Origin of the sequence: Sphingopyxis sp. BSN-002, from assembly GCF_022024275.1 — a bacterium.
Classification (GTDB): domain Bacteria; phylum Pseudomonadota; class Alphaproteobacteria; order Sphingomonadales; family Sphingomonadaceae; genus Sphingopyxis.
On the sequence record NZ_CP091804.1, the window covers coordinates 3,673,086 to 3,692,408 of the forward strand.

Annotated in this window: 19 protein-coding genes; 4 read left to right on the forward strand and 15 right to left on the reverse strand. The window is 64.5% G+C overall.

The window, feature by feature from the left end; translation table 11 throughout:
• Positions 1–15: 15 nt before the first annotated feature.
• The 7 genes from L7H23_RS18140 to L7H23_RS18170 all read right to left on the reverse strand — a co-directional run bounded on the left by L7H23_RS18140 (position 16) and on the right by L7H23_RS18170 (position 6,491).
• The gene (locus tag L7H23_RS18140) at positions 16–501 is read right to left on the reverse strand and encodes a hypothetical protein (protein ID WP_237837264.1); all 486 of its coding nucleotides are present in this window, start codon (positions 499–501) and stop codon (positions 16–18) included.
• Positions 502–524: 23 nt separating this feature from the next.
• Positions 525–917, reverse strand: a complete 393-nt coding sequence (locus L7H23_RS18145; RefSeq protein WP_237837265.1) for a hypothetical protein — start codon at positions 915–917, stop codon at positions 525–527.
• Positions 918–957: 40 nt separating this feature from the next.
• Positions 958–2,904, reverse strand: a complete 1,947-nt coding sequence (ftsH, locus tag L7H23_RS18150; protein WP_275671214.1) for an ATP-dependent zinc metalloprotease FtsH — start codon at positions 2,902–2,904, stop codon at positions 958–960.
• A gap of 86 nt (positions 2,905–2,990) precedes the next feature.
• Positions 2,991–3,989, reverse strand: a complete 999-nt coding sequence (tilS, locus tag L7H23_RS18155; protein WP_237837266.1) for a tRNA lysidine(34) synthetase TilS — start codon at positions 3,987–3,989, stop codon at positions 2,991–2,993.
• On the reverse strand, positions 3,943–4,893 hold the full coding sequence (locus tag L7H23_RS18160) for a tetratricopeptide repeat protein (protein WP_237837267.1): 951 nt from the start codon (positions 4,891–4,893) through the stop codon (positions 3,943–3,945). Before L7H23_RS18160 ends, tilS begins: the two co-directional genes overlap by 47 nt.
• Before the next feature lie 118 nt (positions 4,894–5,011).
• On the reverse strand, positions 5,012–5,866 hold the full coding sequence (locus L7H23_RS18165; protein ID WP_237837268.1) for a helix-turn-helix domain-containing protein: 855 nt from the start codon (positions 5,864–5,866) through the stop codon (positions 5,012–5,014).
• Positions 5,867–6,059: 193 nt separating this feature from the next.
• Entirely contained in the window at positions 6,060–6,491 is a 432-nt protein-coding gene (locus L7H23_RS18170; RefSeq protein ID WP_237837269.1) for a hypothetical protein, read from the reverse strand.
• A gap of 622 nt (positions 6,492–7,113) precedes the next feature.
• Here L7H23_RS18170 and L7H23_RS18175 point away from each other — a divergent pair.
• Positions 7,114–7,503, forward strand: coding sequence for a hypothetical protein (locus tag L7H23_RS18175; protein ID WP_237837270.1), 390 nt, complete (start codon positions 7,114–7,116; stop codon positions 7,501–7,503).
• Positions 7,504–7,717: 214 nt separating this feature from the next.
• Here the strand turns inward: L7H23_RS18175 and hslU are convergent, their stop codons facing one another.
• The 3 genes from hslU to hslV all read right to left on the reverse strand — a co-directional run bounded on the left by hslU (position 7,718) and on the right by hslV (position 10,753).
• Positions 7,718–9,019, reverse strand: coding sequence for an ATP-dependent protease ATPase subunit HslU (gene hslU / locus L7H23_RS18180; RefSeq protein WP_237837271.1), 1,302 nt, complete (start codon positions 9,017–9,019; stop codon positions 7,718–7,720).
• A 64-nt stretch (positions 9,020–9,083) separates the two neighbouring features.
• A complete protein-coding gene (locus L7H23_RS18185) occupies positions 9,084–10,169 on the reverse strand; it encodes an FAD-dependent oxidoreductase (protein ID WP_237837272.1) in 1,086 nt (361 codons plus the stop codon).
• A 17-nt stretch (positions 10,170–10,186) separates the two neighbouring features.
• Positions 10,187–10,753, reverse strand: a complete 567-nt coding sequence (gene hslV, locus L7H23_RS18190) for an ATP-dependent protease subunit HslV (RefSeq protein WP_237837273.1) — start codon at positions 10,751–10,753, stop codon at positions 10,187–10,189.
• Positions 10,754–11,088: 335 nt separating this feature from the next.
• On the opposite strand from hslV, the gene L7H23_RS18195 reads away from it, so the two are divergent.
• The gene (locus L7H23_RS18195) at positions 11,089–11,709 is read left to right on the forward strand and encodes a PilZ domain-containing protein (protein ID WP_237837274.1); all 621 of its coding nucleotides are present in this window, start codon (positions 11,089–11,091) and stop codon (positions 11,707–11,709) included.
• On the opposite strand, the gene L7H23_RS18200 is transcribed toward L7H23_RS18195, so the two are convergent.
• Positions 11,710–12,354, reverse strand: a complete 645-nt coding sequence (locus L7H23_RS18200; protein WP_237837275.1) for a heme-binding beta-barrel domain-containing protein — start codon at positions 12,352–12,354, stop codon at positions 11,710–11,712.
• A gap of 134 nt (positions 12,355–12,488) precedes the next feature.
• Here L7H23_RS18200 and L7H23_RS18205 point away from each other — a divergent pair, with 134 nt between their 5' ends.
• A complete protein-coding gene (locus L7H23_RS18205) occupies positions 12,489–13,259 on the forward strand; it encodes an alpha/beta hydrolase (protein WP_237837276.1) in 771 nt (256 codons plus the stop codon).
• A gap of 7 nt (positions 13,260–13,266) precedes the next feature.
• Here the strand turns inward: L7H23_RS18205 and aguB are convergent, their stop codons facing one another.
• Genes aguB through L7H23_RS18225 form a run of 4 tightly spaced genes read right to left on the reverse strand, consistent with a single transcriptional unit; the run spans position 13,267 to position 17,162 of the window.
• Entirely contained in the window at positions 13,267–14,118 is an 852-nt protein-coding gene (gene aguB / locus L7H23_RS18210) for an N-carbamoylputrescine amidase (protein WP_237837277.1), read from the reverse strand.
• Positions 14,119–14,139: 21 nt separating this feature from the next.
• Entirely contained in the window at positions 14,140–14,469 is a 330-nt protein-coding gene (locus L7H23_RS18215) for an energy transducer TonB (RefSeq protein WP_237837278.1), read from the reverse strand.
• A gap of 8 nt (positions 14,470–14,477) precedes the next feature.
• On the reverse strand, positions 14,478–15,461 hold the full coding sequence (locus L7H23_RS18220) for an agmatine deiminase family protein (RefSeq protein ID WP_237837279.1): 984 nt from the start codon (positions 15,459–15,461) through the stop codon (positions 14,478–14,480).
• A 15-nt stretch (positions 15,462–15,476) separates the two neighbouring features.
• Positions 15,477–17,162: a M28 family metallopeptidase gene (locus L7H23_RS18225; protein WP_237837280.1), complete on the reverse strand. Its 1,686-nt coding sequence runs from the start codon at positions 17,160–17,162 to the stop codon at positions 15,477–15,479.
• A 160-nt stretch (positions 17,163–17,322) separates the two neighbouring features.
• Here L7H23_RS18225 and L7H23_RS18230 point away from each other — a divergent pair, with 160 nt between their 5' ends.
• Complete coding sequence (locus tag L7H23_RS18230) at positions 17,323–19,284, forward strand: alpha/beta fold hydrolase (protein WP_237837281.1); 1,962 nt, start codon at positions 17,323–17,325, stop codon at positions 19,282–19,284.
• Positions 19,285–19,323: the final 39 nt, after the last annotated feature.

The window sequence follows — 19,323 nt, forward strand, 5'->3', positions numbered from 1 at the left end:
GCAATCCCGCCCGGTTCATTTCACTCTGCCGAAGAAGGCGACGGTGCGGGTCTGCCCGGGCGCAACGGCGTCGGTCCATTTCCAGCGGACATGCGTGACGTCCGCAGCGGTTGCCGCGCGCGGCGCTGCGCCGGCTACCGGCACCGTCAGGCCGGTGAGCGGACCGAACATCTTGCCGCCATCAACCGAAACGGAGAAGTCCCGGTTATCGTCGGTGCCATCGAACACCAGCGCTTCGGGGACCGGATTGACGATGTCCACGCCAACTGCGGGCGCCGTGCCGCCATTGGAAAAATCGAGTGTGACACGGACCCGGTCGCCCGGAACGACGACATCGGGCGCGACATAGGTTTTCGCGGGCGGCTGGCCGCCGGCTGCCGGAGTCAGCTTCTCAAGCTCGATTTTCGATGTCAGCTTGCCGCCATCCTGTGCAAGCGCCGGGGCGGCGCCGAGCGCCAGGGCGAATGCCAGCAATGCGATACCGCGAACCCCGTTTTTCATTGCCTTCTCCTTCGTGCCCGCACTCAGGCCGGGCAGGGATAGCGCTTCCGCATCAGCCCGTCGAATGCCGAATAGACCGAGATCGATTTGCGCGATGCCGCGGGGTAAGTGCGCAGATGCGCCAGCCACTGTTCCGGAGTCAGCGAGCCACTCTCGGGCGGGCAACTCGTGGTCTTCCGGCCGGCCTTGCGGTCTGCATCGATGCGTGCCTTGTAGCGTTTGCCTGCCGCGACGACTTCCGATTTCAGATATTGCGCCTCTGGGGTCGCGATCGCGAGCGGCCCGAGCCGCTCAAGCAGCGTTGCGCGCTGCAGGAAGGCCGCGACGCTCATGTCGCCGGGCGCCATTCCGCACAGCATCGCGCCGGCGCTGAGCGCCGCCAAGGCCGATCCGATCCGCATTGCCCGAAAGGTCATGCGGATCGAAATCGCGTGAAATCAATGAACAAGGTCTGAATCAGACGCCTTGCGGGTTGGCATCGCCGAACGGGCGCGGCTTGCGCTTGATCTGCGGAAGACCTCCCGCATGACCCTGACCCGCAGGGATATGGGATTTGTCATCCATATCGCGCTCGGGCGGCGTGCCGTCTTCGAGAAGCTTGACGATCTCGTCTCCGGTCAGCGTCTCATACTCCAGCAACGCTCCCGCCAGACTGTGCAGCTGGTCGTTGTGATCGGTCAGGATCTGCCGGGCGCGATCATTGGCCTGCGCGATCAGGCGCTTGATCTCGCTGTCGATGATCAAGGCCGTCTCGTTCGAGATATTGTGGCGCTGGGTCTGCGAATAGCCGAGGAACGTTTCGCCCTGCTGCTCTTCGTACTGCAGGGGGCCGAGTTCGTCCGACATGCCCCACTGCGTAACCATCGAGCGGGCGAGCTTGGTCGCATACTGGATGTCGCTCGAGGCGCCCGACGACACCTTGTCGTAACCGAAGATGATCTCTTCGGCCACACGGCCACCGGCCGAAATCGACAGGTTCGCGTACATCTTGTCGCGGTGGTAGGAATAGCTGTCGCGCTCGGGAAGGCGCACGACCATGCCGAGCGCGCGGCCGCGCGGGATGATCGTCGCCTTGTGGATCGGATCGGACGCCTTTTCGTGGAAAGCTACCAGCGCGTGGCCCGCTTCGTGATAGGCGGTCATCCGCTTTTCATCGTCGTCCATGACGAGCGATTTCCACTCGGTGCCCATCATCACCTTGTCCTTTGCCGCCTCGAACTGCGACATCGCGATCAGCCGCTTGCCGAGCCTCGCGGCGAGCAGGGCGGCCTCGTTGGCCAGGTTCGCAAGATCGGCGCCCGAGAAACCCGGCGTACCGCGCGCCAGCGTGTGGATATCGACATCGGGCGCCAGCGGCTTCTTGCGCGTGTGGACTTCGAGGATTTTCTGACGGCCGACGATGTCCGGCAGCGGCACCGTTACCTGCCGGTCGAAACGGCCGGGGCGCAGGAGCGCCGGATCCAGCACGTCGGGGCGGTTTGTGGCGGCGACGATGATGATGCCTTCATTGGCCTCGAAGCCGTCCATCTCGACCAGCAGCTGGTTCAGCGTCTGTTCGCGTTCGTCGTTGCCATTGCCGAGGCCGGCGCCGCGATGGCGACCCACCGCGTCGATTTCGTCGATGAAAACGATGCACGGTGCGTTGCGCTTTGCCTGTTCGAACATGTCGCGGACGCGGCTCGCGCCGACGCCGACGAACATCTCGACGAAATCCGAACCCGAGATGGTGAAGAAGGGAACGCCGGCTTCACCCGCGATCGCGCGGGCAAGCAGCGTCTTGCCGGTGCCGGGCGAGCCGATGAGCAGGGCGCCCTTCGGAATCTGGCCACCGAGCTTCGAGAATTTGCTCGGATCCTTCAGGAACTCCACGATTTCCTGCAGTTCCTCGCGGGCCTCGTCGATGCCGGCGACATCGTCAAAGGTGACGCGGCCCTGCTTTTCGGTGAGCATCTTCGCACGCGACTTGCCGAAGCCCATGGCGCCCGAGCCATTGTTCTTCTGCACCTGGCGGAAAACGAAGAAGGCGATGCCGAGTATCAGCAGGAACGGCAGCGACTGGATCAGCAGATAGACCCACACATTGCCCGTCTCGGTCGCCTTGCCGTCATATTTGACGCCATTGTCGTTGAGCAGCTTCAGCAGTTCGGGATCACGGACGACGTTCGCGCTGAAGCGCTCGCCGTTCGCCAGCGTCCCGGTGACACGATCTTCGGAAAGCACGACATCCTTGACCTCGCCGGCCTGCACCTTCTGGCGGAACTCGGAATAGGCGAGGGGATTGCCCGCGGGCTGTGAAGCGCCGCCGAACATCGAGGCGACGAGGAGCATGGCAAGCAGGATGCCGCTCCAGATCATCACGCTCTTCATCCAGGGGTTGCCCTGCGGTTCCTTGTCGTCCTGCATCGGAAACTTTCCAAACTTCGCGCATATCGCGCTTCAATCCCGATAATGTAGGACAATCGGGTTAAATGACAATGAGCCAGATTGTCCTATTTTCCCGCTTTTCGGCGCGGTGCGGCGGAAATGCGCCAGATCGTGCCTTCAAGGCCGGGAACGGCGTCGATCAGCAAGGCGCCGACCATTGCCCGGCGTCCGCCCTTCATCGCCGCGATCACGCCGTCGAGCGACGCTCCGCGCACGCGAATCTGGCTGTCGTTGGCGCGCAGGCGCTGCGTGACCACACGGCGGAAAATTTCCGGCGGATAGCCTTCGTCGCGGATGACCGCGATATCGGAGGCGTCGGGCCATGACGCGATCAGTCGTTCGACGGCCCAGTCGATCGCTTCATCGGCCTCGGCCAGCCAGTCTGCCGACCGCGCCGCCGCCTCGACATCGAGCACGGTCTGCGACCGGAGCCCGTGGCGCAGCCGCGCGCGGTCGAAGCGGCTGTCGCTGTTCGACGGATCGTCGACGAACGGCAGATCCTCGTCGAGCGCGATGCGGACGAGTGCGTCGCGGCGCCAGTGAAGCAGGGGGCGAAGGATCACGCCGTTCCGCGCGCGGATCGCAGCAAGCCCGCCGACGCCGCTCGACCGGTTGAGCCGCATCACGATCGTTTCGAGCTGATCGTCGGCGTGATGCGCGGTCAGGACGTGCGCGAGTTCGTTGCCCTTGCGCCAGTCCTCGAGCAGCCGGTAGCGCTCGGCGCGCGCGGCCGCCTGTTGCGACCCGCTGATCGGCGCGGGCGGATTGAGGGTTGCATGCGGAATCAGTTCGCGCCTGCAGAAGCCCGCAACCATGCGGGCCTCATCGTCCGACCCTTGCCGAAGCCCGTGATCGACGGTTGCCGCACGGACCTGTCCGGGCAGCAACGTCGCCATCAGCCAGAGCAGCGCCATGCTGTCCGGGCCGCCCGACACGGCGACGCCATAATGGAGGCGATGCCAGTCGGGCCCGGCAAGCGCGGCCAGGTCGCGCCCGAGCCGCCCGACGGCGTCGGTATCAACAGCCTGCTTTTGCTTTTGCGGCGGCTGCATCGGTCCGGACATCCTGCGGGGCCTTGTCCCCATAGACTTCTTCGAGCTCGCGGAACGCCTTGCAGGCGTCGGCCTTGCGGCCGAGCTTGTCGAGCGCGACGCCCATATACATCAGGCTGTGCGGCGCGCGGGCGCCGCTCGGCCGATCCTTGTAATTGTTGTAGAAGGCGACCGCGGCAAGGCTGGGCTTGCCTTCGTCGAGATAGGCGCGGCCGAGCAGGTTCTGCGCAAAGCTCGCCTGGCTGCTGTTCGGCCATTTCGACACGACGGTCTTCAACTGCGCCTGCGCCTCGGGATAGAGCTTCGCTTCCCACAGGCGATAGCCATAGTCATAGGCGTCCTTGGTCTCGTTTCCCGACGAAGGAATTTCGATCTTCTTGACCAGCGCAAGGCGGGCCGCATCGGGTTTGGTCGATGCCGCGGGCGTCGTCGCGGGCTTCTTGGCGGGTGCGGCTGCCACGGTCGATGCCGGCGTCGGCGTCGCCGGCTTTACCGTCGGTACAACAGGCAGGCTCGCTGGCGTTACGGTCGCTTCGGTTCCGGCTGCCGGGGCGAAGCGTTTTTCCATCTCGACCTTGTAGGCGGCAAACTGCTTTTCGAGTTCGCGAAGCTGAAAGGCATTCTGTTCGGTCTGGCCGGTCAGGGTCTGGAGCTGGCTTTCGAGCGCATCGACGCGCGCCGTCAGATCGGCGACCGGCGTCGAACCGGTCGAACGCTGGCCAGGCGTGTTGTCGGGCGCGATCTCGCCTTCGAAGAAAGCGGGTGCGCCGCCGGGGAAAACCTGTCGCTGGACCGCGCGCATTTCCTTTTCGAGCCGGTCGACGCGCTTGGTGACATTATTGTCCTGCGCCTGGGCGGGTACGGCGGCCGCGATGGCGATCGCGGCTGCGCCCATGAAAGTCACTTGCTTCATCATTTGCCGGTAGGCCCCCGAAGATTAACCAGTTTTGTACGGGCCTTCATAACGCTGCAAACGGCGCGTGCGCAAATCCATTTCGGCGCACCGCCGCGTCGGCCCGTCGGGATGAGGGTGTTCAGCCCCCGGTTTTGGGCGTCGCCGCCGGTGCGGCCGGTACGGCTCCGGCATTGGTTCCGCCTCGCGCAAGGAGGTCGGCGGGCTTCAGCGAAATGCCTTTCACGAGCGTATCGGCGGGGCCGATCGAGCCGACGTCGCGTCCGCCGACGGTGACTTTCAACGCCTGCGGGATGCTGGTGCGGAGCGTGAACTGCTCGATATAATCGGCGGGCACCTGATAGGTCTCGCCCGCGTCGAGCGTGCGCCAGTTCTCGGTCTTGCCCTTTGCATCGTCGAAGCCGATCCACACCTCGGACAGGCCGGTCAGCACGACGGGGGCGTTGGTCGCGACCGGCGCCGTGCCCGCCTTGGTCGCTGCCGGTGCGGCGGCGTCGGGCGCCTCGGACGCCTCGGCGGCCTGGTTCTGCGCAGCGACGAGCGCCTCGTCGGGCTCGACCGACAGGAAGCGCCATACGCCATAGGCCGATACGAGGATCAGCGCGACGATCACCAGCGTCCACGTCAGCCGCGCGGTCGGCAGGCGCGCCGGATCGGTCGGCTCATACGCCTCATAGGCGGGGCGCATGCCATATTCGTCTTCTTCGAGTTCGCGGCGCACCGAGGCACCGATTTCCGTCTCGGGCAGGCCGACGGCACGCGCATAGGCGCGCGCGAAGCCGGTCACGTAGGTGCGGCCGGGGAGTTCAGAAAAATCGGATTTTTCAATGGCTTCGAGGTGCCTTTGGGTGATGCGTGTGCGGGTCGCGACATCGGCGAGCGACAGACCCGCCGCTTCGCGCGCAAGCCGCAGCTTGTCGCCGGTACGCGTAATCGCCAACTCACCCTGTTCCGGGGCGGCTTCCTCGTCTGACATTATTTTCTCCGTGCCGGCCCTGTGCAACCCTCAGGCCGTGTCGCGCCCGTTCATCGCATTGACGATGCGCGAAAGTCAAATGAAGTTCGGTAAACGACCGGCTGAAAAGATGCGGATTTGGGATCGTTGGAAAAGCGGTGATTCCTGCCAGCCGGTTCGGGCGTAGAAGAGGCTTTGGCATCGGGAGCAGACTTTAGAGCGTTATGTGTCCTGACACGATGGGAGCCGGGGCGTGTGCCCAACTATGACGGGCGAGTGCAGCTTCGTCGCCCCAACCAAGCTCGTCGCCATCGACCCAGAAGTAAAACGGCTCGCCATCAGTCTGGTTGAGCCTCAAGCCAACGCAGCGTTCATTCCTTGCAAGCGAATCCGCATCGACGATCTCGCGGCCGACCAGTGTTGGAAACAGGGAACGCGTTACGTCTGCGATATCCATTCCGCCGTATTCATCCATGTCGAACGGTTCATCGATCGGGCCATCGTCTACAAGCATCCGTTCGCCATCCCCGGCGACTTGAAGCCGTAGCGCCACATTGCCTTCGAACGTCAGCCTCAGCCTGACCGGCTTTCCGTTCGTTTGACCATCGAAGATGTGACGGTTTGCGGTCACGCAGATGAGCTTCATAGCGACTATGCTGCAGCAACCAGCCGATCTCCGCAACCGGTCGAAGGCAGCTTTACGATCTACAGCACATATTTGCTGAGGTCGGTATCACCGACGACGTCGGCGAGCTGCCTGTCCACATAGGAAGCGTCGATGTCGAGCGGCTGAAACGGGGTGGGGAGCGGACGTTGCAGGAGCGAGCTGGTGTCCCCTCCCGCTTGCGGGAGGGGCAGTGAGGCTTGCCAGCTTGCTGGCTAGCCGCAGCGGGGTGGGTTGATCGCAACGTCGCTGCCCACCCCCGACCCCTCCCGCAAGCGGGAGGGGAGAATAACGTCCGCAATCGGTCGTTTGCTGCCATCGCATCCAGATCAGCCGCCAACGGCGCAAATGGGCTGGAAAGAGGGCGCCGCCATGCTAGCTTTCATAAATGCGCGCAAACCGTGATCCGTCCGGCCTAATCGAAGTTGATGATCATGAGTATCATTGGGCTATCGAGCGGGAGCCGCAGTGGTGCACCGCCGACGACTGACGTGGCATGCTTGTTCGCCTAGTCGCAGCGACTTCTGCGAGTTTCGCACTGTAAAAAGGCGAATCAGGCTTTGACGCGCTGATCTTGTCGGCCGCGCGACGAATGGAGGACGAGATGAGAGTATTGATGATTTTCACGGTCGCTGCCTTTTGGACCGCGAATGTCGAAGCCAAGCCTAACGTGTCGTCTTCGCTGTCTGCGTCCGATATGCGCGCATCTTGCCTTGCCTACGGTAACAACGCAAAGCTTGGTAGTGGCGGTACCTCCCATCCGTTGTTTTGCGGCTTGGTCGCTTCAAAGGCTGACTATTGGCGTGCAAATCGATCGGCGGAAATGGACGCCAATGTCCCTCCATTCTGCATGCCTCGCAAGGAGGCAGGCACAGATCGGACGAAGACGATGGCGCTGGCGTTTGTAGAATACTATGATCGCTACGCCACCTCATTACCCGAGGATGGCGAAAAGGCATTTTTTGCGGCGATGGCAAAAATATGGAAATGTTGACCGCAAAGGCTGTCGAGAGAAGTCCGCAATCGGTCGTTTTCTGACATTGCCCCCGGCCAACGCCGAGCGGTGATTTCGGGTTGGGGAGCGGACGCTTTCCATGTGAACCCCGGCGAAAGCCGGGGCCCAGTCCGCTGGTGAAATCATGGGCCCCGGCTTTCGCCGGGGTGCACATCTCTATCGTCAGCAATCGGTCGAAGGCAGCCTTTACGATCTACAGCACATATTTGCTGAGGTCGGTGTCGCCCACGACGTCGGCGAGCTGTCTGTCGACATAGGCTGCGTCGATGGCGAGCGTCGTTCCGGGCGCATCCTCTGCGGTGAAGCTGATCTCCTCGACCAGCCGCTCCATGATCGTCTGGAGGCGGCGCGCGCCGATATTCTCGACCTTCTCGTTCACTTCCGCCGCGAGTTTCGCGACGCGCGCGATCGCGTCGGGGGTGAAGTTCAATGTCACGCCCTCGGTGCCGAGCAGCGCGGCATATTGTTCGGGAAGACCCGCCTTCGTCTCGCTGAGGATGCGGACGAAATCCTCCTCGGTCAGCGCGCCGAGTTCGACGCGGATCGGCAGGCGGCCCTGCAGTTCGGGGAGCAGGTCGCTGGGCTTTGCGACGTGAAAGGCGCCCGAGGCGATGAAGAGGATATGGTCGGTCTTCATCGGTCCATATTTGGTCGCGACGGTCGTGCCCTCGATCAGCGGCAGCAGGTCCCGCTGGACGCCCTCGCGGCTTACCGAGCCGCCGCGCACGTCGCTGACCGCGATCTTGTCGATCTCGTCGAGGAAGACGATGCCGTTCGCCTCGGCATCGGCGAGCGCGACGCGGGCGACATCATCCTGGTCGAGCCGCTTGTCCTGTTCCTCCTCGAGCAGGCGCTTCCACGCCTCCATCGCCTTCATGCGGCGGCGCTTCTTCGGTGCGTTTCCGAGCGCCTTGCCGAGCATGTCGGACAGGTTGATCATGCCGACCTGACCCGGCTGGCCGGGGAGTTCGAACGGCATCGAGGGTGCGTCGCTGACCTCGATCTCGACATCGCTGTCGACGAGATGGCCGTCGCGGAAGCGCTGGCGGAAGCTTTCGCGGGTCGCCTCGCTCGCGCCCTTACCGGTGAGCGCGTCGAGCAGCCGTTCCATCGCGGCCTCTTCGGCGGCGCCGCGCACCGCCTCGCGGCGGCGTTCCTTTTCAAGCCGCACCGCTTCCTCGACGAGGTCGCGGGCGATCTGTTCGACGTCGCGGCCGACATAGCCGACTTCGGTGAACTTCGTCGCCTCGACCTTGATGAAGGGGGCGTCGGCGAGCTTGGCGAGGCGGCGCGAAATCTCGGTCTTGCCGCAGCCGGTGGGGCCGATCATCAGGATATTCTTGGGGCTGACCTCATCGCGCAGGTCGGGCGCGAGCTGCTGGCGGCGCCAGCGGTTGCGGAGCGCGACGGCGACCGCCCGCTTCGCGGCATTCTGGCCGATGATATGCGTGTCGAGGGCGGCGACGATCGCCTTCGGGGTGAGGTCTTTGTTCATGTGGTGGAGAGTTCCGGCAGAGAGACTGTCATTGGCCGACTAGATGGGAGCGCCGCAGGGCAAGTCAAGCCGGGCAACGGAAACCCGCATAGACGGTGCGGTTGGACTCGATGATCTGCGCGATGCGGTCCGGGTCGGGTTCGGCCACCCACTGGTTGCGTTCGGCGGTGCCCCCGATGACGATGCCGTCGGGGCGCGGGAACATATAGCCGGCGTTGCCGGTGAAGGCGTAATTCACCTCGGGCTGCGGCAGCAGGATGGCGAGCTGGCCGCGGATCGGGACCATCGTGTTGTCGCCGAACAGCTCGCGCGCGCCGAGGCCGGTGCAATTGAACACCAGCGTTTCGGGGAGCGTCCCGATCTCGGCAGGGGCGGCGAAGCTGCGCACCGTGATTTTTCCGCCCGCCGCCTCGATGTCGCGCATCATCTGGCGGAGGTAGCGTCCGGTCTCGACATACAGCGTGTCGTAGCGCCAGAGCCTGTCGACCGGAAAGGGATGCTCGTCGGGGCGAAGCGCGCGCGCCGCGGGCGGGAAGGTGCCGATGACGGGTTCGTCCGGCGTCCCCTCGGCATAGGTGGTGAGCCAGCGGACGCCATAATCCTCGCCGACCATGATCTGGAAGCGCCGCCAGCTATAATCGAGCGCCGCCGCATATTGCCGGTGCCATTCGGGGGTTACTGCATCCTTGTCGAACAGGCGGAAAGGGTGGAATTGGCCGCCCGCGATATTCGACGTGGTGCCCGGCGGCAGGGCCTTGGCATAGACGGTGACGGGAAAGCCGGCTTCCTGGACGAGCCGCGCGGTCGAAAGGCCGACGATGCCGGCGCCGATTACCGCGACGGGGCCGCTATGGCCCGCGATGCCGACGTCGACCGCCAGCTTCGAGGTGCCCCAGCTCATCGTGACGCCCGATCCGCCGTGGCCGTAATTATGGACGAGGCGCCTGGTGCCGAGCGCTTCGGCGCGGACGACGAAGCCGCCGGGACGGAAGGGGCGGAGACCTGCGATCGTGCGGATGACGCGGTCGGGCGAAACCTTCACCGGCGCGAGGCAGCCGGCGGGCGTGCGCACCGCCGTGGTGACGCAGCCGGGCAGGGCCAGCGCCGCCGAAGCGGCAACGAAATGGCGGCGGGGAAGTGTTTGAATCACCCCGCAACCATAATGGTCTAGCCCTTGATGTCGATGGTCTCCGACGTGAACTGGTCGTTCGTATAGACGCAGATGTCGGCCGCGACCTCCATCGCCTTGCGCGCCAGCACCTCGGGATCCTTTTCATAGTCGGCGAGCGCGCGCGCGGCCGAAAGGGCGAAGTTGCCGCCCGAGCCGATCGCGGCGATGCCGCCCTTGGGTTCGAGCACATCCCCGTTGCCGGTGATCACGAGTGTCACCTCCTTGTCGGCAACGATCATCATCGCCTCCAGATTGCGGAGATATTTGTCCGTCCGCCAGTCCTTGGCGAGCTCCACTGCGGCGCGCAGCAGCTGGCCGTTGTGGCGCTCCAGCTTGGCTTCGAGGCGTTCGAAGAGGGTGAAGGCGTCGGCGGTCGCGCCGGCGAACCCGCCGATGACGCTGCCGTCGTGGAGGCGGCGGACTTTCTTGGCGTTGGGCTTCATTACTGTCTGGCCCATCGAGACCTGGCCGTCGCCGATCACGACGACCTTGTCGACACTGCGGGCGGAAAGGATGGTGGTTCCGTGCCAGGGCGCGGCACTATGCGCATGAGGGTCGGTCATGGCGCGGATATGGGAGATGCGTGGCGGGGCCGCAAGGGGCGGGCTTTGGTCCATCAGGCCGGGCACCGCGCAACTATGGCACTTTACCATGCCGGCACTTAATCCTGCCGTTTTGGCACCGTTAAATTACGCAAAATGAGAATTTTATTCATATTCGACAGGCATGCAGGTTACGGCGACGGGGTTAATGCGTTGAAGAAGTGTTAACCAAGAGCGGCAACAGTATTGAGTAATAAGCGAAATTTATATATGAACCACTGGCAGTATTCGCGTGTTTTGAAGTATATGCGATGACTTATTCACGCACCCCGGGCGCTATTCCGAGCGAGGATGGCATGAAGAAACCACTTGCATCCAGTGCAGTATCAGAGCCGGTTGCGGGTTCCGACGGCGATCGCCGCGGCGCGGATCGCTATCGGACCGTATGGCGCATCGCAAAGGTGAAGCGCGACGGCGACGTCGGCTTGTGGCGGGTGCGCAACATGTCGGATCGCGGGATGATGCTGGCGGCCGACGTGCCGATCGCGATCGGCGAGGCGTTGGAGATCGCGCTTTCGGATGCCGTTTCGGTCAGCGGAAAGGTCGTCTGGACCGAGGGTGGTCGCTGCGGCGTCGCTTTCGATCGGGAAGTCGACGTTGCGGGTGTTCTGAAGCAGCTGGCCGCAGAACAACGCGCGAGCGGCTATCGCCAGCCGCGATTGCCCGTGCATACCGAGGCGCAGGTCGTGACCGAAGAGGGTACGAGCAAGATCGAGCTCGTCGACCTGTCGCAAAGCGGCGCCGGCTACGTCCATGCCGAGCATCTCGAAGTCGGCAAGGAGGTCGACCTGATCCTTGCAAGCGGCATCCGCCGCAAGGCGATCGTACGTTGGTCGAAGGCGGGACGCGGCGGGCTGTGGCTGACGCAGCCGCTCGACCGCGCCGACCTCGAGAGCATCCGCCGCTTCCAGAACTGATCAGGCGGCGCCCTTGACGATCTTCGCCCACGGGTTGAGGTCGGGCTCGGCGATCTTCACCAGCCTGTTGCGGTCGCGGTGCAGGAAGGGCTCGTCGCGGCCCTTCACCATCAGGGTCGTATCCGAAACATAGCTCCACGACCCGTCGTCGTGGAAATCGACCGTCAGCTCGTAGCTGTCGGTGCGAAAGGCGAGATCGAGGAAGGTCGTCGAGCAGATGCCATATTCGGTCTGCCCGCGCTCGGCCTTTACCACCAGCCGCCTTGCATCGGGCTCGGCGTGCCCCGCCGCGATGGCGATCTGGCCGCGCGGGATGGCGAGCGTCTGCAGGATCAGACCCGTGGAGACTTCATAGAGCCAGTAACCGACCTGGTCGTGGAAGGTGATGTCTTCCTCGCGCGTGTTGATGTGGACGTGATAGCGCAGGCCGTAGAAAAGCTGCGGCCCGTTTGCCTGCGGGTCGATCGGCTGCATCTCGATGCGCTCGTAATATTTGCGCGTTTCGGGGCCGTCGGCCTTGGGATTGATATCGACCCCGCGCTCGCCCTCCCAGATTCCGGCGAGCCGGCGCAGCGGGCCGAGATTGGCGAGCGTTTCGGGATCGACGTCCTCGGGCTCGGTGAAGATGTCGTCCGGAATGTCCATGTCGCTTCCCCCGCGGTGCTGATGTCTCCGCTATTGCCCGCGTTCGCCGCCAAAGCAAATCAAACCAAGGTGTGGGTTCGCACCGCCCGCCGGGCGGCCTATTTTCCCGACATCATCAGCCCGGGAGAGAGATCATGATGAACCGCCGCGATTTTTCCGCTGCCCTCGCCGCGGGGGCTGCGGCTTCGCTTCTCGCCGGCGCGGCGCGCGCGGCCCCGCCGCCGGCGGTCAGGGCACGCAACATCGTCTTCGTTCACGGGCTTTTCGCCGACGGCTCGTGCTGGAGCGAAGTGATCGGCCGGCTTCAGGCACAGGGCTTCAATACGACTTCGGTCCAGAACCCGCTCACGACTCTCGACGAGTCCGTCGCCGCCGCCGTGCGCGTGCTCGACCGGCAGGACGGGCCGACGGTCCTCGTCGGACACAGCTTCGGCGGGATGCTCGTGACCCAGGCCGGTGTGCATCCCCGCGTTTCGGCGCTCGTCTATGTTGCGGCGCGCGCACCCGATGCGAACGAGAATTATGCCGCGCTTGCAGCGACCTATCCGACGCCACCGGCGACAGCGGGGATAGTCTACGACGGCGACGAGGGGCGGCTTTCCGAAGCGGCCTTCCTGCGCGACTTTGCGGGGGATCTGCCCGAGGCGAAGGCACAGCTTCTTTACGCCGTGCAGCAGCCGTTTCAGCGGGCGTTGTTGAGCGGGCAGGTTACGCAGGCGGCGTGGCGGTCGAAACCCGGCTTCTACGCGGTGTCGAGTGAGGACCGCACGATCAACCCCGATCTCGAGCGCTTCATGGCGAAGCGGATGGGAGCGAAGACGATCGAGATCGAGGCGAGCCATTTGTCGATGATTTCGCATCCCGACGCGATCGCGCGGTTGATCGTCGAGGCTGCGGGCGCCTGACGCGCCGTCAGATGTCCTCGACGAGCCGCCCGTAAAGCTGCGGCCGCCGGTCGCGGAAGAAGCCCATGCCCGCGCGGTGTTTCGCGGCGCGGTCGAGATCGATCGTCTCGACGAGCACGCCGGTTTCGGTCGCGCCGAAAGCCTGCGTCATGTCGCCCCACTCGTCGGTGATGAAGCTGTGGCCATAGAAATTCGCGTCGCCCTCGGTCCCGATCCGGTTCGCGGCGATCACCGGCATGCAGTTCGACACGGCGTGACCATGCATCGCGCGGCGCCACATGCGGCTGGTGTCGAGATCCGCATCATAGGGCTCCGAGCCGATCGCGGTCGGGTAGAAGAGCAATTCGGCCCCCATCAGCGCCATTGCGCGCGCGCATTCGGGATACCATTGGTCCCAGCAGACGCCGACGCCGATCCGCGTCCCGAACATATCCCAGACCTTGAAGCCGGTGTTGCCGGGGCGGAAATAATATTTCTCTTCATAGCCCGGGCCGTCGGGGATGTGGCTCTTGCGATAGGTGCCCATGATCGTCCCGTCGGGACCGATCATCGCCAGCGTGTTGTAATAGTGCGGCCCGTCCTTCTCGAAAAAGCTCGTCGGGATCGCGACCTTCAGCTTGGCCGCAAGCGCCTGCATTGCGATGACGCTGGGGTGCTCGGCGGTCGGGCGCGCGGAGGCGAACAGCGCCTCATCCTCGACTTGGCAGAAATAGGGGCCTTCGAAGAGTTCGGGCGGCAGGATCACTTGCGCACCCTTCGCCGCGGCCTCCTCGACGAGCGCGGAGACGGCCTCGATATTGGGCTGAGCGGGACCGGGCAGGCGAAGCTGCAGCGCGGCGACGGTGATGGTGCGGGTCATATCAGTGGGTCTCAAACAGGTTCAGTCAGGCATACGCCAACGAACGCGATTCGCGTAGTAGAACTCCTTGGGCTTGCCGGATTCATCCTTTGCAGGATTGAACCGAGCCCGCCTCATAATGAGGTCGCAGGTCGCCGTATCAAGGGCCGGATGCCCCGCTGATTTGGTGACATGGCATTCCTTCGGTTTGCCGTCGGTCCCCACCAAAACGCTGAACTCGGCGTCACCCTGCGCTCCGACTCTTCGGGCGGCGTCAGGATAATCATCGTTGGTTTCCCATCTCTGGGCCATTGCAAATGTCGGCATCAGCGAGAAGGCGACGCCAGCGACGATGCAGGCGGCGGGGTTCAACTTTCGCATCATTTCGGCATCTGCTGGCTCGAGCAATGGAAGCTGCCGCCGCCGGCGAGAATCCCGCGCGCGGGCACGCCGACCGCACGGCGACCGGGGAAGAGTGAGGCGAGGGTGTCGACGGCGGCCTGATCGTTCGCGACGCCATAGGTCGGGACGACGACGGTCGTGTTGCCGATATAGAAATTCATATAGCTCGCGGCTGCGATCTCTCCGTCGATTTCCACGCACCCGGGTGAGGGGAGGTCGACGATCTCGACCCCGCCGAACGCCGCGGTACGCGCGCGGGCGTCGGCATAGATATGCGCGTTGGGGTCGTCCGCTCCCGCCGCGAAAGGCAGCGCGAGCCGCCCTTCGCCGACGAAACGTGCGAGATTGTCGACATGGCCGTCGGTGTGATCGCCGACGAGCCCGTCGCCGAGCCACAGCAGCCGGTCGATGCCGAGCGACTGATGCAGCCGCACCGCAATGTCCTCGCGCGTCAGCGTCGGATTGCGGTTGGTATTGAGCAGGCACTCCTCGGTCGTGACGCAGAGCCCGGTGCCGTCGACGTCGATCGCGCCGCCTTCGAGCACCCAGTCCTGATCGTCGACGGGCAGGCCCGATCCGGCCGCCAGCGCCGCGCCGATTTCCTGATCGCCGGGCATGACGAACTTCTCGCCCCACCAGTTGAATTCGAAATTGCGTGCGCGGCGGGTCGACGCGGTGCCGGCGATGATCGGCCCGGTGTCGCGCAGCCAGATGTCGCCGAGCGGCTGGACGAGGATGCGGACGCCGGGATCGACCAGCTTCGCCGCGATCTCCGCCTGCCGTTCGTCGTTGACGACCAGCCGCACCTCTTCGCCGCGGCCGCCGTCATGGACGGCGCCCGCGAACGCGGCAACGTCGGCCCGGGCAGCGTCGATCTGCCCGGCCCATTCGTCATCGAGGTGCGGAAAGCCGATCCACACCGCTTCGTGCGGCGCCCATTCTGCGGGCATTCTGAGCGTCATGGGCGCCGGGTCCGCTTACTTTGCCGGGCGCGACTTGTCGCGCGCGGCGCGGAACTCGTCGCCTTCGTTCCAGTTCGGCCATGCGTCGGTCGATGCGAGCATGCGACCGGCGGCATAGAAGAGCTTCAGGTCGCCGAGCATGCCGTCCCAGTTCTTGATCGCGTCATATTCGTCGCCGGGCGCGTGATAGCGGTTCTTTTCATAATCCTCGGACGCCTTCTTGCCGGCTTCCTTGCCGCCGTCGACGAGGTCCTCGCCGGCGCCGAAGTTGAAGAAGGGGACGCCCAGCTTCGCGAAGCTGAAATGGTCCGACCGGTAATAGAAGCCCTTTTCGGGGGTCGGCTCGTCGACGATCGTGACGTTCGCTGCCTTGGCGATCTTTTCCAGATAGGCGTCAAGCTGCGACTTGCCGCGGCCGACGACAACGATGTCCTTTGCCGGACCGTTCGGGTTCAGCGAGTCCATGTTCACGCCGCCGACCGTCTGCGCGAGCGGGAAGATCGGGTTTTCGGCGTAGAATTTCGAACCGAGCAGACCCGATTCCTCGGCGGTGACCGCGAGAAAGACGACGCTGCGATCGGGGGCTCCGGCCTTCTGATACGCCTGCGCCAGGGTGACGAGACCGGCGATGCCGCTCGCATTGTCGACGGCGCCGTTGCAGATGTCGTCGCCGTTCACCGGCGTGCAGCGGCCGAGGTGATCCCAGTGGCCGGTGTAGAGCACATATTCGTCGGGACGCTTGGCGCCCGGCAGGACGCCGATGACGTTGTGCGACATCTTCTTCGAAATCTCGTTGTCGAAGCTCAGCGAGGCCTTCACGCCGGTCAGCGCGACGGGCTTGAAGCCCTTCTTGCCCGCCGCGGCGCGCAGCTTGTCGAAATCCTGTCCGGCGCTGGCGAAGAGTTCCTTCGCCTTGCCGAGCTGGATCCAGCCGTTCGCCGCGGTTTCCTTGGCACCGCCGTCCTTGCTTTCGGCGAGGTAGTTGGCGCCGGTGTTGCTGCTTTCGACGACGTTCCAGCCATAAGCGGCGGGTTCGGTGTCGTGGACGATCAGCACCGCGGCGGCGCCCTGACGCGCCGCTTCTTCATATTTGTACGACCAGCGGCCGTAATAGGTCATCGCGCGGCCGTTGAATTCGCCCTTGTTTTCCTTGGTCTGCCAGTCGGGATCGTTGACGAGGACGACCACGGTCTTCCCCTTCACGTCGAGCCCGGCATAGTCGTTCCAGCCCTTTTCGGGGGCGTTGATGCCATAGCCGACGAAGACGACGTCGCTGTCCTTGATCTCGGTCCTGGGTACCACGCGATAGCTGTTCGCGACATAGTCGGTCGCATATTGCAGCGTCACGGGCGTCTTGCCGCCGGTGAAGGTCAGCGGCGTGGCATTCTTCGGCGTGATCTCGACCAGCGGGACGTCCTGCGTCCACTTGCCGTTGTTGCCGGGCTTCAGCCCTGCCGCCTCAAACTGCTTGATCAGAAAGGCGACGGTCTTTTCCTCGCCCGCGGTGCCGGGCGCGCGGCCTTCATAGGCGTCCGACGAGAGTTCCTTCGTCACGTCCTGCAGCGTTTTCAGCGACAGTTCGGGGAACTGGACGTCGGGAAGCGGGGTCGCGCCGGACGCGGCCGTCTTGTCGGCGCCGTTGCACGCGGCAACGGTGAGGAGGACCGCGAAAGCCGCGGCGGTTCGGGGGAAGCGAAGCATGGAATTTCCTTGGAAAGTTACATTTGCGACGACCGGGCTTGTGCCAGCCCGCCGCCGAGGGTGCAAGCGTCGCTCGACTCCGGTGCATCTTCACCCTTGGAAATGGGGATGCACCCATTTAGCAATGGACGAACGGGACCGGATAACAGGGGGATAGGGGATGCGGGGTCGCTTTTTGTGGTTGTTGGGTGCCGGACTGGTCGCGACGTCAGCGCAGGCGCAAGTCGACGAGGTGGCGCGGCGTTTCGGGACGCTCGATGGAATCACGCAGGTCAGCCTGTCGCCGGACGGGCAGCGCATCGCCTTTGTCGCGCCGAACAAGGGGCAGGCGAACGACCTGTTCGTCGTCGAGATCGCCGATGGCGCCGCACCGCGCCGCATCCTCCGCGCGAGCGGCGACCCCGAAACGCTGCGGTGGTGCCGGTGGGCGACCGACGCGCGTCTGGTCTGCCAGATCGCCGGCCGGCAAAAGCTGGGCGACACCATTTTCGGATTCACGTCCCTGCTGGGGGTGGATGCGACGGGCGGCAATGTGAAGACATTGAGCACGCGGCGCAGCGACAAGGCGCTCAGTTACGATTTTCGCGGCGGCAGCATCATCGACTGGCAGCCCGGGCCGGCCAACAGCGTGCTGGTGATGCGCAGCTATGTCCCCGAAGCCAACCGCTATTCGGCCTCGCTGATCACCAAGGACGACGAGGGCATGGGCGTCGATCTGGTGGACGTCACGCAAGGATCGGCAAAGACGGTCGAAAAGCCGCGCCGTGACGCGCGAGAGTTCATCACCGACGGCAAGGGCAAGGTCCGCATCATGGGGGTTCAGCCCATGGAAGGACAGACCGGCAATCTGAGCGGTTCGGTGCGTTATCTGTTCAGGCCCGCGAATGGCGGCGACTGGCAGTCGCTGTCGTCGTTCGACATCCTGTCGCGCGAGGGATTCGATCCGTGGGCTGTCGACGCCGCAACCAATCGCGCGATCGGGTTCGGCAAGATCGACGGCCGTCAGGCGGTCATGGCCGTGAATCTGGACGGGACCGGCAAGGGGGAAACCCTTTATCGCCATCCCGAGGTCGACGTTGACGGGCTGGTCCAGGTCGGCCGCGACCAGCGCGTCGTCGGCGCGACCTATGCGACCGACCGCCGCAGGATGGTGACGACCGATGCGAATGTCGGGGCGATGGCGAAATCGCTGTCGCGTGCACTGGGCGGGCGCGAGGTCTATTTCATCGACGCATCCGCGGACGAGGCGCATTGGCTCGTATGGAACGGGTCGGACGTCGATCCGGGACGTTACTATCGCTATACGCCCGCCGCGAAACAGCTGCGTCCGCTGCTCGAGGATCGCCCCTTGCTGGCGGACCAGTTGCTCTCGCCGGTCAAGGCGATCACCTATCCGGCGTCCGACGGCACGATGATCCCGGGCTATCTGACGCTGCCGCCCGGGCGCAGCGATGCGAAGGGCCTGCCGGCGATCGTCATGCCGCACGGCGGGCCGTCGGCGCGCGACGAATGGGGCTTTGACTGGATGGCGCAATATTTCGCGCAGGCCGGCTTCGCCGTCGTGCAGCCCAATTATCGCGGATCGTCGGGCTATGGCGATCAATGGTACCAGAACAACGGCTTCCAGTCGTGGAAGACCGCGATCGGCGATGTTACCGATGCGGGGCGGTGGATCCTTGCCGAAGGGGCCGATCCGGCGAAACTGTCGATCGTCGGCTGGTCGTACGGCGGTTATGCGGCGCTGCAGTCGGGCGTCGTCGCGCCCGACCTTTTCCGGTCGATCGTCGCGATCGCGCCGGTCACCGACCTCGGCAAGCTGAAGGACGAGAGCGCCCGCTATATCAGCGGGGCGATCACCCGCGACTTCATCGGATCGGGGCCGCATGTCCGCGAAGGGTCGCCGGCGCAGAACGCCGGCGCGATCAAGGCGCCGGTGCTGATGTTCCACGGCACGCTCGACCAGAATGTCGATATCGACCAGGCCCGTGTCATGCGCGGCGCGCTGACATCGGCGGGGAAGAAGGTCGAGCTGATCGAATATCCGGGTCTCGCGCACAATCTGTGGGACAGCGAGACGCGCATCGCGATGCTGGGGCGGATCAGCCAGTTCCTGCCGCACTGACGGCCGGGCAGAACGAGTTGGATGCTGCCCGGATCAAGC

Excerpts from the sequence above, each read along its gene's own strand:
- L7H23_RS18220 (WP_237837279.1), bottom strand. The coding sequence starts at position 15,461 with ATGACGCTCAGAATGCCCGCAGAATGGGCGCCGCACGAAGCGGTGTGG.
- L7H23_RS18160 (WP_237837267.1), bottom strand. The coding sequence starts at position 4,893 with ATGATGAAGCAAGTGACTTTCATGGGCGCAGCCGCGATCGCCATCGCG.
- tilS (WP_237837266.1), bottom strand. The coding sequence starts at position 3,989 with ATGTCCGGACCGATGCAGCCGCCGCAAAAGCAAAAGCAGGCTGTTGAT.
- ftsH (WP_275671214.1), bottom strand. The coding sequence starts at position 2,904 with ATGCAGGACGACAAGGAACCGCAGGGCAACCCCTGGATGAAGAGCGTG.
- L7H23_RS18170 (WP_237837269.1), bottom strand. The coding sequence starts at position 6,491 with ATGAAGCTCATCTGCGTGACCGCAAACCGTCACATCTTCGATGGTCAA.
- L7H23_RS18195 (WP_237837274.1), top strand. The coding sequence starts at position 11,089 with ATGAAGAAACCACTTGCATCCAGTGCAGTATCAGAGCCGGTTGCGGGT.
- hslV (WP_237837273.1), bottom strand. The coding sequence starts at position 10,753 with ATGACCGACCCTCATGCGCATAGTGCCGCGCCCTGGCACGGAACCACC.
- L7H23_RS18205 (WP_237837276.1), top strand. The coding sequence starts at position 12,489 with ATGATGAACCGCCGCGATTTTTCCGCTGCCCTCGCCGCGGGGGCTGCG.
- L7H23_RS18145 (WP_237837265.1), bottom strand. The coding sequence starts at position 917 with ATGACCTTTCGGGCAATGCGGATCGGATCGGCCTTGGCGGCGCTCAGC.
- L7H23_RS18225 (WP_237837280.1), bottom strand. The coding sequence starts at position 17,162 with ATGCTTCGCTTCCCCCGAACCGCCGCGGCTTTCGCGGTCCTCCTCACC.
- L7H23_RS18165 (WP_237837268.1), bottom strand. The coding sequence starts at position 5,866 with ATGTCAGACGAGGAAGCCGCCCCGGAACAGGGTGAGTTGGCGATTACG.
- hslU (WP_237837271.1), bottom strand. The coding sequence starts at position 9,019 with ATGAACAAAGACCTCACCCCGAAGGCGATCGTCGCCGCCCTCGACACG.
- L7H23_RS18175 (WP_237837270.1), top strand. The coding sequence starts at position 7,114 with ATGAGAGTATTGATGATTTTCACGGTCGCTGCCTTTTGGACCGCGAAT.
- aguB (WP_237837277.1), bottom strand. The coding sequence starts at position 14,118 with ATGACCCGCACCATCACCGTCGCCGCGCTGCAGCTTCGCCTGCCCGGT.
- L7H23_RS18230 (WP_237837281.1), top strand. The coding sequence starts at position 17,323 with ATGCGGGGTCGCTTTTTGTGGTTGTTGGGTGCCGGACTGGTCGCGACG.
- L7H23_RS18140 (WP_237837264.1), bottom strand. The coding sequence starts at position 501 with ATGAAAAACGGGGTTCGCGGTATCGCATTGCTGGCATTCGCCCTGGCG.
- L7H23_RS18200 (WP_237837275.1), bottom strand. The coding sequence starts at position 12,354 with ATGGACATTCCGGACGACATCTTCACCGAGCCCGAGGACGTCGATCCC.